This window comes from Dyadobacter sp. HNCC25DJ187, assembly GCF_056895255.1.
The window spans coordinates 1-11,973 of sequence record NZ_JBXHAT010000006.1; the positions used below are offsets into that span (position 1 = coordinate 1).

At 42.1% G+C, this 11,973-nt stretch carries 9 protein-coding genes; 3 read left to right on the forward strand and 6 right to left on the reverse strand.

Going from position 1 to position 11,973, the window contains the following annotated elements:
* Positions 1-271: 271 nt before the first annotated feature.
* From AC1XUE_RS25245 to AC1XUE_RS25260, 4 genes are all read right to left on the reverse strand, one after another.
* The gene (locus AC1XUE_RS25245) at positions 272-907 is read right to left on the reverse strand and encodes a hypothetical protein (protein WP_483358773.1); all 636 of its coding nucleotides are present in this window, start codon (positions 905-907) and stop codon (positions 272-274) included.
* Between the two features lie 12 nt (positions 908-919).
* Entirely contained in the window at positions 920-3,241 is a 2,322-nt protein-coding gene (locus AC1XUE_RS25250; RefSeq protein WP_483358774.1) for a TonB-dependent receptor, read from the reverse strand.
* Complete coding sequence (locus AC1XUE_RS25255; protein WP_483358775.1) at positions 3,238-4,290, reverse strand: DUF4249 domain-containing protein; 1,053 nt, start codon at positions 4,288-4,290, stop codon at positions 3,238-3,240. The genes AC1XUE_RS25250 and AC1XUE_RS25255 overlap by 4 nt, the downstream gene beginning before the upstream one ends.
* Before the next feature lie 164 nt (positions 4,291-4,454).
* Positions 4,455-4,799 carry a hypothetical protein gene (locus tag AC1XUE_RS25260; protein WP_483358776.1) on the reverse strand — a complete coding sequence of 115 codons (345 nt, stop codon included), beginning with the start codon at positions 4,797-4,799 and terminating at the stop codon, positions 4,455-4,457.
* Positions 4,800-5,199: 400 nt separating this feature from the next.
* On the opposite strand from AC1XUE_RS25260, the gene AC1XUE_RS25265 reads away from it, so the two are divergent.
* Together AC1XUE_RS25265 and AC1XUE_RS25270 are read left to right on the forward strand one after the other, a co-directional pair.
* Positions 5,200-7,491, forward strand: coding sequence for an ATP-dependent helicase (locus AC1XUE_RS25265; protein WP_483358777.1), 2,292 nt, complete (start codon positions 5,200-5,202; stop codon positions 7,489-7,491).
* Between the two features lie 129 nt (positions 7,492-7,620).
* Positions 7,621-9,117 (forward strand): DUF4301 family protein, encoded by a 1,497-nt coding sequence (locus AC1XUE_RS25270; protein WP_483358778.1) that lies wholly within the window; start codon positions 7,621-7,623, stop codon positions 9,115-9,117.
* 96 nt (positions 9,118-9,213) lie between these two features.
* Here AC1XUE_RS25270 and AC1XUE_RS25275 read toward each other — a convergent pair whose 3' ends face one another.
* Together AC1XUE_RS25275 and fcl are read right to left on the reverse strand one after the other, a co-directional pair.
* The gene (locus AC1XUE_RS25275) at positions 9,214-9,687 is read right to left on the reverse strand and encodes an Lrp/AsnC family transcriptional regulator (protein ID WP_115834344.1); all 474 of its coding nucleotides are present in this window, start codon (positions 9,685-9,687) and stop codon (positions 9,214-9,216) included.
* 180 nt (positions 9,688-9,867) lie between these two features.
* Positions 9,868-10,809, reverse strand: a complete 942-nt coding sequence (gene fcl, locus AC1XUE_RS25280; RefSeq protein WP_483358779.1) for a GDP-L-fucose synthase — start codon at positions 10,807-10,809, stop codon at positions 9,868-9,870.
* A 93-nt stretch (positions 10,810-10,902) separates the two neighbouring features.
* Here fcl and AC1XUE_RS25285 point away from each other — a divergent pair, with 93 nt between their 5' ends.
* The gene (locus AC1XUE_RS25285) at positions 10,903-11,934 is read left to right on the forward strand and encodes a toxin-antitoxin system YwqK family antitoxin (protein WP_483358780.1); all 1,032 of its coding nucleotides are present in this window, start codon (positions 10,903-10,905) and stop codon (positions 11,932-11,934) included.
* The last annotated feature ends 39 nt before the right edge of the window (positions 11,935-11,973 follow it).

An 11,973-nucleotide genomic window follows, 5' to 3' on the forward strand; every position in this document is an offset into this window, starting at 1 on the left:
AAGTTATTTTTAAGGAAACCTCTTGAACTTCATGATAGCGCTATTCCAGCCCAGTTACTAACTATTAATAGCTATCTATAGATTTAATAAGATCAGCTTTGAATAAGGTCTTATTATGTTGGTGTAGATAGGAGCTTCCATCAATGACGGAAATAGAAGCCCCTAATTATCGAACTGTAGAAGCGAAATGTTAATCTATATGCTTTTCATGCAATCATGCTTCCAGGATATCAATCCTTATACACATGGTAGTATACCCTGAAAAAAGATACTACTTGATATAGCATGACAATCCTAACCGAAAACGATTACCTCTGATCATATAGTTCTTCCATGAATCTGTTACCAATGGCAAATTATATTGCGCCTGCAACCCCATATTTTTCCCTATTCGCAGGCTCAGACCCAACGCCCCGAACATGACGTAATGATTGGTATTAATAGCGGTTTTGTTACCTGAAAATCCATCCTTTATTGAAAACTCACCGAGGTTGTAACCTGATGATAATTGTACGAATGGAGTAAAACGAAACGGAAGGACATAATAACGAGCGTATACCTCTGGTGTGAAAGCAAATTCCCTCAGCCCCCCACGCTTCAGGTTCACCCAGCTACTTCCCTGCTTTGAAAATCGATTGGCCACTGACAACTGAACGCCAACTACCAGACGGTCTGCGATCAAATAACCAGCCTGGGGTGTCAGTGACCAGCCTCCTATATGCCTGCTATTATTCCCAGAACCATTCAATGAAAAAGTAAAAGTTCCCTTTTTCAAATTTTTATAAGTAGGTCTATCTGTTGGGCCATCAATCTGATCAGAGTTTTGGCTTGACTGCGCAATCAAATTACCAGAGAATATCAAAAGACTGGCAAAGAATAAAAGGATTATCTTTTTAATCGATAGCATTGGTGATCTGTGTTAAAATTTAAGTGTATAACCGATGGAAGGAAGTATAGGGAAAAATGAAACTTGCTTTACCGCTATTGCAGTTGGGACGAAATCCTGATTTCGCTGAGTCTTCAGGTCCAGATATAGCGGGTTGTTCCTATTATAAGCATTGTACAAGCCTATTCGTAATTCGGCATTACGTTTGCGGGGAGTTACCAAAGATTTGCTTACCCCAACATCCAGCCGGTGAAATGCAGGCATTCGTCCGTTGTTTCTTTTATCATAAATAAATCTGGGACCGTTGCTGCTTTCAGTTATAAAGGCTGCTTCCGGTAAAGTGACGGCATGACCGGTCTGATAAATAAAGCTCGCACTTACCTTCCATTTTTTACCAATCTCGTAGTTTGCAGTCGTTGCTAAATGATGCCGTCTGTCATACTTCATGGGATACCATGTTGCATCATTAATCTCTGAAAACTTTCTTTCCGACTTTGATAAGGTATAAGCAATCCACCCATTGAAGCGACCAGTTTTTTTACTTAGCATGAATTCAATCCCCTTCACGCGTCCCACACCGCCTTTTATGACAATATCATCCCACGAATCAGCCAGCAAGCCAGTAAAATTAGTGCCGTCGGGATAATCAATCAGGTTTGTCATCCTTTTTGTATAGGCTTCCGCTGATAGCTCCAGACCTGCCTTAGGGAAAGTCTTATATATGCCTAATGATAATTGCGAGCTTCGTGATGGTACTACCTTGCCGGTCGAAGGCAGCCATGCATCATAACCGAAGCCAAAACCGTTGTTAGTAAGTAAATGAACGTATTGATTCATGATTGCATATCCACTCTTCAGTGTCCAGTTAGCAGGTAGTGACCAGTTCAGCCCCAGGCGTGGTTCAGGATTCAAAAAAGTTCGGTTATTGACATGGTACATGCTATAGCGGAAACCAGGATTAAAATGCAATCTCGTGGTAAGACTGATATTCGCATCCGCGTGAAAGCCCAGCTGTGTTGCGGGTAGTCTTCCTGTTCCGATATCATTCTGAGCCCCACTGTAGTTGCTGTTTGTGACAAACGGACTAAAAGAATGCCGGGTGATGTCCATACCAAACTTCAGGTTTGTACGATTGGAGAGGAAATAGTCAAATTGAATTTTACCACCTACATCTGTTACCCCCGCATTGGTGTTTCTATGCAGTTTCACGGGTTCCGCGTTCAGACTGATATCTTCGAAGTTATTGGCCAGCTCACTGGTGTATTTGGAATAGAGCAAGATGAATCTGGAGAAAAGCTTGGGAGAAAATACTTTGCTATACCTCAGTGTTGCAGTTGTATTCCCCCAATTATTTCCTAAAGCTGTTTCAGTTTTCCTTCCGTCAATAGCACTCCATTCGCCGTAGGTAAACCTGTCAGAGCCGTTATATAAGCTTAAATAGATCTGGTCCGTTTTGTTGATCTGATAGTTGAGTTTTGCATTAAGATCGTGAAAGCGATACTTCCGTGTTTCACCATATCCGCTGGCTTTCTTAGGTTGTAATAAGGAAGATAGTCCCAGGGTAGAAATACGCCCCGATACAATAAATGAAGCTTTATTTTTAACAATTGGGCCCTCTAATGTCAGACTTTGATTGAGGATGCCGATACCTACTTCCCCGCCAAATTTCTGGTTGTTACCGTCTTTCATAGTAAGGTCTATCACCGAGGCAAGCCTGCCGCCATACCGGGCAGGGAATGCACCTTTATACAAATCGACTGATTTCAAAGAATTTGGATTGAAAACCGAAAAGAATCCACCCAAATGCGTCACGTTGTAGACAGGAACCTCATCCAGTAAAATCAAATTTTGATCGGGTGTTCCTCCACGAATATACAATCCTGCACTACCTTCTGTCCCTGTAGAAACGCCTGGTGTAAAGCTCAACGCTTTTAGAACATCCACCTCACCCAGCAATGCAGGCATTGATTTAAGTCTATCCATCGGTATGGATAAACTTCCAGTAGGCATATCCCTATCTTTATTTTCCTTAACCGTCACCTCCCGTAGTAAATTATCCTGCTTGAGTCTGACCTCCAAAGGATTTTTATGTTGTTCAAAATCCTTGATGTACACGGGTGCATAGCCAATAAAGCTGACTTTAACTGTGTGGTGGCCATTGGGAATTTCCAAACTGAAAAAGCCATAGGCATTTGTTTGCACTTCCTTTTGCGACAGACTGTCCCTCACGGTAGCGCCTACCAGGAGCTCTCCATTCGCCTCATCACGTACGGTTCCGCTTATAAGTAATCTCTGAGCAAAGGTATTATGTGCGCTGCAGACCATGAAAAAGGCCATTACTACATATTTTCTCATAGTATCTCAATTACCTTTTCGTTGGAAGCGAAAATGAGCCCGTAGCCGTTTTTGATATTGCTCAAAGCTCTTTGTGGAGGAAGCACAAGCAGATCGACGCCCTCGGGTTGGTCGTATTCTATTTTGGCATAATCAAATGCCTCTTTTGTGACCACTTCCACTCTCATGGTAACCTTCGATGCCCATTGAGGATTATGTTGCAGATTTCCCCTGCCTGCCTCAATATAGAATCTTATGGGGATCTTGGGATCAGGCAGGCATTTACTTTTCATTAAAAAGACCCGCGCGGAACGATCTAGTATACGTTCCAAAACCTCATTGTAGTAAGTTGATATTTTTTCTATTGCCCAGGTATGGCAATCCTGCTCTTTGGCAGGTATATTATCTGTGGCACCATATGCACTGGCAGGTATGGTATCTTTTTCGTAGTAGGAAAAAAATGTAAGTGTGTAATAGGTTTCTATCTCAGGCTGCTGGTCTGTAAAGTACAGACTTATCAGATCCTGACCCGTCTGGTGGTTGATTTCACCGGGAACATTACGGGTTCTTTCTACTGTAACATTAGGCAGATCCGAAGGAACAAATACAGATACAGATTCGGCAGTTGGCAGTGCGGGAGCCGATGCTTTTACAATATAGGTGGCTCCTGCCTGTATGACGCGATCAGATACATAAATACCCTTTTCGTTTGCTAGTGGAGAAAGTTCAATGTATTCTTTTCCATCCACCAATAACCCCACTTTTGCATTTGAAACGGTGACCTCTTCCGGAATTTCCCCAACAGGATTGAAAGTTTTGGTTACTTGTATGCGTATGGGAGCCCCCGATTTAAGTTTACCCCATAAAACCAGTTTATCGCCCGAGTAAGGAACATCAAGATGAAGACTGGTTTCTTTGCAACCTCCCAGAGACAGCAAAAGCAAAACACATACAACCTTCATGTACCGGAATAATGTATCCGGCGCTTTTTTGTAGCTATCATGTAGTGACCGCTGGGTAATTCTGTTAGGCAAAAGTAAGCCTGAAATCAAATTCGACTCTGAGGTCATAGGGTGCTTAGGTTATCTCTCCATGTAAAGAGGTATCAAAGCTTTCTAAGGGTTGTATCTGATAAATATTTATTTTCAATTGTAAAAAAGGAAACTACCTTACATGGTGTGAGATCTTCTTATATGTATCATCGCGCCGGATCGAATGATTGGAATTGTATAGATCAATTTCTAAAATACTCTATCACGTGCATCTTTAACAAGGCTTCCTGTTTTTCAACACCGCCCTGAGGAAGTGCCCTGTTTAAGATATAGTGTGGCCAACCGTCTTTATCGGTGTGCTCATATATATAGTACCCCGAAAGACTAAGTACTTTGCAAATACCAATGTGCATCAAATCCTGTTTTTGTTCTTTGGTAAAGCGTTTGGCTCCTAGCCCAAGCTCCTGAACGCCTATCAGGAACAGCACGCCATTGAGGTCGGCGGGGCGTTTCCCTATTGTTTCTTCAAGGGATTGTAACAAATGCTCCCATTGTACATCCAGGGGCTGGTCTTCTATATCGGTCATAACTGGCTTTCGGCTTCCGGCTTTTGGCCGTTGGCTACTGTTTAATTCAATTCCTTATGTATTTTTAGTCTTCCTTTATACTACCACGCTATTCTGGCCGGGGTGCTGCGTGAGGGATAGAAACGGAAAGCCCGCAGCGCCTTTTTGCGGCGCGAGGACTTGCAGTAGATAGCCCGGCCCGAAGGGACACGCCCGAAACCTCATTATTTAAATATCCTTTTCGTTGCGCTCCCTTCTTATATTGAAGGAAAGGTAAATTACAAACCAATAACTTCCCTCAGGCGTTCTGAACGTGGCGGTTTATATTTTTGTAAAATAACAAACATCCTCGCATCTTATAGATATAGAACGGAAAAGCGTTGACGGTTTTTCCTAACTTTGGCTTTTGCCCGAATGAATAATGATTGTAGGAGAGAATAAATCAGAGCGATTGAAAAAGAACGATTATATAACCAGCTTGAATGAACCGCAACGCGCGGCTGTATTATATGGTGAAGGTCCGTTGATGATTATTGCTGGTGCAGGATCCGGCAAAACAAGGGTACTTACATACCGTATAGCGCACCTGATTGAGAATGGCGTGGATCCGTTCCGGATTTTGTCGCTGACTTTTACCAATAAGGCTTCAGGGGAAATGCGCCACCGGATCGAAACTACGATAGGAACAGAAGCCAGAAATATCTGGATGGGGACTTTCCACTCAGTATTTGCCAAAATTCTAAGGATTGAAGCGAGATTTTTAGGTTATACCAGCGATTTTTCAATTTACGATACGGATGATTCGAAGTCGTTGCTGCGTAGTATCATCAAGGAATTTAATCTGGATGATAAGGTATATAAAGCAAATGTAGTATTTAACAGGATTTCAGGGGCGAAAAACCGTCTTATTTCTGCAGATGATTACCTGAAGAACCCGACGATTCAGGCAGATGACGATGCGGCCAAGATGAAGGAGATTGGCAGGATTTATAAAACCTACGCTACCCGCTGTTTTCAGGCAAATGCAATGGATTTTGATGATCTGCTTTTCAATACAAATGTATTGTTTCGTGATTTTCCGGATGTACTCTACAAATACCAGCAGAAATTCCAGCATGTGATGGTGGATGAGTTTCAGGATACGAACGTTTCGCAGTACCTGATCACCCGAAAACTATCGGCTGTACACCGTAATATTGTGGTGGTAGGTGATGATGCGCAGAGTATCTATGCATTCCGAGGTGCGAATATTGAAAATATCCTGAATTTTTCGAAAGACTTTCCGGATGTCCAGACGATCAAACTGGAACAGAATTACCGCTCTACCAGCACAATCGTTAATGCAGCTAACTCTGTGATTGCCCGCAATAAATCTCAGCTGGAGAAACATACATTCACGGCGAACGATGAAGGAGCACTGATTGATGTAATCAAAGCGGGATCGGACAATGAAGAAGGACGGTTGGTTGCCTCCGCTATTATGGAGGAAAAGATGCAGCAGGCTCTTCGCAATGAGAATTTCGCCATCCTTTATAGAACAAATGCACAATCCAGATCTTTTGAAGAAGCGCTGAGAAAGCTGGGTATCAAATATCGGATCATCGGCGGACAATCCTTCTATCAGAGAAAGGAGATCAAAGATCTGTTAGGCTATCTGCGGTATACGGTCAATCAACGTGACGAAGAAGCTTTCAAAAGGATTATCAATCTTCCAAAGCGAGGTATTGGCGATACGACTGTAGCGCGGATCACGGTGACAGCAGCGGAAAACAATGTACCTATCTGGGAGGTTGTATCCAATATAGGTAAATATGCTACCGGAAGAACCTCCGCTCCTATTGAGCAATTTGCAACCCTGATCAAAAGCTTCAAGATTATGCTTGAAGAAGGAAAAGATGCATATGAAGTGGCTTCGCATATTGCGAAGGTATCCGGAATTCTGAGAGAATTGTATGAAGACAAAACGGTAGAAGGACTTTCGCGGTATGAAAACGTGCAGGAACTCCTCAATGGTATCAAAGAATTTGTTGACAATGAAGAGAATGAGGATAAGACACTAAGTGCATTCCTGCAGTCGGTTTCGCTACTTACAAATGCAGATGAACCTGATGAAAATGAAGACCACGACCGCGTAACGATGATGACGATTCACTCGGCAAAAGGACTTGAATTCAGAAATGTGTTTATAGTAGGGCTCGAAGAAGACCTTTTCCCTAGCCAGATGATGCTCGAAAGCCGGCAGGATCTCGAAGAAGAACGCAGGTTGTTTTATGTAGCCATAACGCGTGCTGAGAAAAAATTATCGTTCTCGTATGCAGACAGCAGGTACCAGTGGGGCAGGTTAAAAATGTGTGAGCCGAGCCGCTTTCTGCTGGAGGTAGATCAAAAGTACCTGAACCTTACTACAGCCTTGAGACGAGACAGCGAACCGGCAGCTTCACCCATGTCCTTTGTAAGGAATCTGGGTCCCAGAAAGCCAACAGAACCAAAACCTGTAACTGCTGCTCATGCGCATACCCCTACCGGGGATTTCGTCCCGAGCGACACCCGAGATCTTTCAGAAGGCGATAAAGTGGAACATCTGAAGTTTGGATTTGGCACGGTTTTAAAAATGGAAGTAAACGGAAATGACCGTAAAGCGACTGTAAAATTCGACACCGTAGGCGAAAAAACGCTTTTACTTAGTTTTGCCAAGTTAAGAATCATAAAATAATTTTTATATTATAGTTATAGTGTGTTTCTTCACCGCTTTAAGTTGTATCCAAAATGCATCCCCGAAACTCTTGGTTCGCCAACACTTTCGGGGATGTGTAATTTCTAATATTTTTTAAACTAACTACTTATGTTTCTTGATGCAGATCTTACACAGATAAAAGAGCGTGGCAGCGATGCTACGGTGGTGGAACAGCAAATTAAATATTTCGTCGATGGGTTCCCGTTTCTTCAGTTATCGAAAGCAGCCACAGTCGGTGATGGAATTATCAAGCTTACCGATGAGCAAATCTCAGAAGTAGTAAGCGAGTTTGATAAAAGCGCCGCAGAAGGTGAGATCGCATTGTTGAAATTTGTTCCTGCCTCAGGAGCTGCAACAAGGATGTTTAAATCTTTATTCGGTTTTTTACAGGAAGGGAAAAAAGACAAATCCGTTGAGGAGTTTTTCTCTCAGCTTCCGAAATTTGCGTTTTACGACGACTTGAAAACCTCCTTACATGCAGATGGCCATGATATCGAGACTGCTGATGAAAACACGATCGCTTCTTATTACCTGACCAACAAAGGGCTTGGTTATGGCGAACTGCCAAAGGGTTTGCTGAAATTCCATAATTATCCGGAGCGTCCACGTACTCCATTAGAAGAGCACTTGGTGGAAGGTGCAAAATATGCGAATGCCGGAAGTCTGGTGAAAATTCACTTTACTGTTTCGCCAGAACATCGCGATAAGTTTGAAAAACTGGTTGTAGAGGTTCTTCCGGGATATCAAAGCAAATTTGGGGTAAAATACTTCGTTTCGTTCTCGGAACAAAAAAGCTCAACAGATACGATTGCGGTCAATACCGACAATACGCCTTTCAGAGAAAAAGATAACACATTACTGTTCAGACCGGCAGGACATGGTGCCCTACTTGAAAACCTGGGTCAATTGGATGCTGATATCATATTCATCAAGAACATTGATAATGTAGTTCCGGATAGTATCAAAGAAGAAACGATTACTTACAAGAAAGCACTGGCAGGTATTGTTCTGAAATATCAGAAGAGAATTTTTGACTATATCAACCACCTTACGGGCTCTACAGATGAGACGTTACTGGAAGAATTAGACACTTTCTTCAGAGAAGAACTGTGTGTGGTGCCTCCTGTATCATTCAAAAACTGGGATGCTGCAGAAAAAAGAACTTATTTCCTCAACAAGCTGGATCGTCCGTTACGGGCATGCGGCATGGTGAAAAACCAGGGAGAGCCAGGCGGAGGACCTTTCTGGGCCGAAAACTCAGATGGATCTTCTTCTTTACAGATTGTGGAATCAGCACAGGTGGATGTTAACAATGCGGATCAAAACAGCATTTTCAAAAACTCAACGCACTTCAACCCGGTGGATCTGGTATGTGCTGTTAAAAACCGTGTTGGTGAATTGTATGATCTGAAAAAATTCAGAGACCCTTTGACTGGTTTCATTACAGAGAAGTCGAAAGATGGAAAAGATCTGAAAGCGCAGGAGTTGCCAGGCTTATGGAATGGAGCAATGGCAGACTGGAACACGATCTTTGTAGAAGTTCCGCTGATTACCTTTAACCCTGTAAAGACGGTGAATGACTTGCTTCGGGAGCAGCATCAATAGTTTAAACTGATCCGTTAGCTATATATGCTTTATAAGATAAGAGGTCGGCTCCGCAATGGAACCGACCTCTTGTCTTATATATGAATCTCTGACAAATCAGGGAATCGGCAAAACCTTTGTTTCCTTGAACGTAGAAAGAATAACCATTGTCTGAGTGCTGGCTACCTCTTCAATTTCATTGATTTTTTCCAACATCAGTTTTTGGTAGGTACTGATGTCTTTGGAAATCACTCTCAAAAGGAAATCTCCTGTACCAGTAATATGATGGCATTCGATGATTTCCGGTATAGCATGTACTTTTTCAACGAAAGATTCTGTAACTGCTTTTCTATGTCCAACCAAAGAAATTTGTACAAATGTACTTACTCCCAACCCTACTTTATCCGGTTCCAATTGCGCGTGGTAACTTTTAATGATACCCGATTGTTCCAGTTTTTTAACCCTCTCAAGGGTTGGAGCAGGCGAAAGTCCTATTTCTTTGGATAATTGAGCATTGGTTATTTTTGCATTGGTTTGTAAAATCTCAAGTACTTTACGGTCTATCTGATCTAACTTTATTATCGACGACATTTTTTATGACAAGTTTATAGTATAGCCTGAAAAGGCGATGCAAAACTAAATAGAATCCCGAAGATTCTCTTAATAATCTATTGAAATTTTGTCAAAAAAAAGAATTATCGTAGGTCAAAAGTGAAATTAGTGTGACAATATTAGGTTTCAATCATTTGTAAACCTTTCAAAACAAAAAGCTTAAACAGCGTAAGATTCAATTTTCCGAAGAAAATCCTGATAGGTTGCGCGTACCCCTTCTTCTAATTCTATTGTATGTTTCCAGCCCAAAGCGTGTAATTTGCTCACGTCCATCAATTTTCTCGGTGTTCCATCAGGCTTCTCAACGTTCCAGTTAATACGTCCTTGATACCCAACAGTTCTCTGAATCAATTCTGCCAAATCTTTGATGGAAATGTCATGTCCCACCCCAATATTCAAAAACTCAGAACCACTATAATTCTGCATCAGAAAATAGCATGCATCGGCAAGGTCATCCGCATGTAAAAATTCACGCAACGGTGAACCTGTACCCCATAGTTCTACGAAGGGTTTGTTTTCCTCCTTTGCTTCATGAAACTTACGGATCATGGCAGGCAGTACATGCGACTTATTCAGATCGTAGTTATCATTAGGACCGTACAAGTTGGTCGGCATAACTGAAATAAAGTCTGAACCATATTGGCTACGGTACGCTTCACACATTTTAATGCCTGCGATCTTAGCAATGGCATAAGGCTCATTGGTAGGTTCCAACGTTCCTGTCAGTAGAGAATCTTCATTCAGGGGCTGGGGTGCCAGTTTCGGATAGATACAGGAAGAACCAAGGAACATAAGCTTGGTAACGCCATTCTGGTGCGCTGCATCAATTACATTGTTTTGTATCTGAAGATTTTCGTATAAAAATTCTGCGCGGTAAGTATTATTGGCCATGATCCCTCCTACTTTTGCAGCAGCAAGAAATACATAGTCAGGACGTTCCGCTGCAAAAAATTCACGAACAGCTTCTTGCTCCCGAAGATCCAGTTCTGAGGACGTACGCACTACAATATTGTTGAAGCCCTCATTATTCAGTTTACGATGAATTGCAGATCCAACCATTCCACGGTGTCCGGCAATATAAATTTTAGCACTTTTTTCCACTGCGATTATCTAAATTTGTAGGTTCAAAAATCAATAACGTTGAGACGAATTCGTTACAAAAGTAATCATCTTGCGCTTAGAAAGTTTACACACATGCAAAGACTTATTCTGATTCTGTGCTTTTTAACGGTTTTTGTACCGATAACAAGTTTCGGGCAAGCCGCGCAAAAAGAAACTGCGCCATCCTGGCTTCCCAAAGAAACCGTCAAATCTGACTCTGCCAACAATAAAAAAGCCCAGTCCGGCGGGTTAAAATCTTTGGTATCTGCGCTTGATCCGACAGTGGGAACATCGCTGCCCGGAGGTAAAAGCCAATCCACATCATTATCCGGTCTGTTGGGAGAAACCATTCCTGATCTTGGCCTGCGTGTAAAAGAATATAAAAATCAAAAAGAGGAAAGGAAAAGGAAAAAGGAAAAAGTCAAACTGGCCAGGGTCCAGTATGAAGGTATTCCTATACAGGCTATGTCCGTGAAATTCGGAAGCGGTGATCGTGCTAATATAGAGAGTTTCCATGTTTTGAAAGAAAGTGCTCCGCTAGATCCATATGTGCGAGCTACAGAAACGAGGTGGTACGACACGAAAACGAAAAGATTGAGCTCTGCTTTGATTAAAGATAAAAATAAGGCTTTGTTGCTCCATGGTTCCTACCGGAAGTACAGTGGCGAAAACCTGATTGAAGAGGGAAACTATTACAAAGGAGTGAAAGACGGAAGATGGGTGAAATATGATACCAAATTCAACCTTGTAGATAAGTCTGTATGGCACAGAGGATTTCCTGCCGACTCCCGTATAACCTATTACGACTCTGCACATACGCAGGTGAAAGAAGTTGTTCCTGTGATGTTTGGAAAAGTGGAAGGTGAATTTCTTCAATATTATAAGGAAGGCCAGCTTATGGCCAACGGAAAATTTGAAAATGGCCAGAAAGTAGGCAGATGGATTGAATATTACCAATTCCGGCGACAGAGAAAAAAGGAGATCCAATATCCTAAAAATAGTTGGGATGAAGAATTTGAGCCGTTTATACTACGGGAGTGGGATGATAAGGGCAAGCTTCTTTATGACTACACCAAAGACCCACGTGCATCGGTAGAGGAAGAAAGTGAAGTTGAGAATCCATAGATTGTCAACTTTCCTCCTGTTTTGATGATACCAAAGACT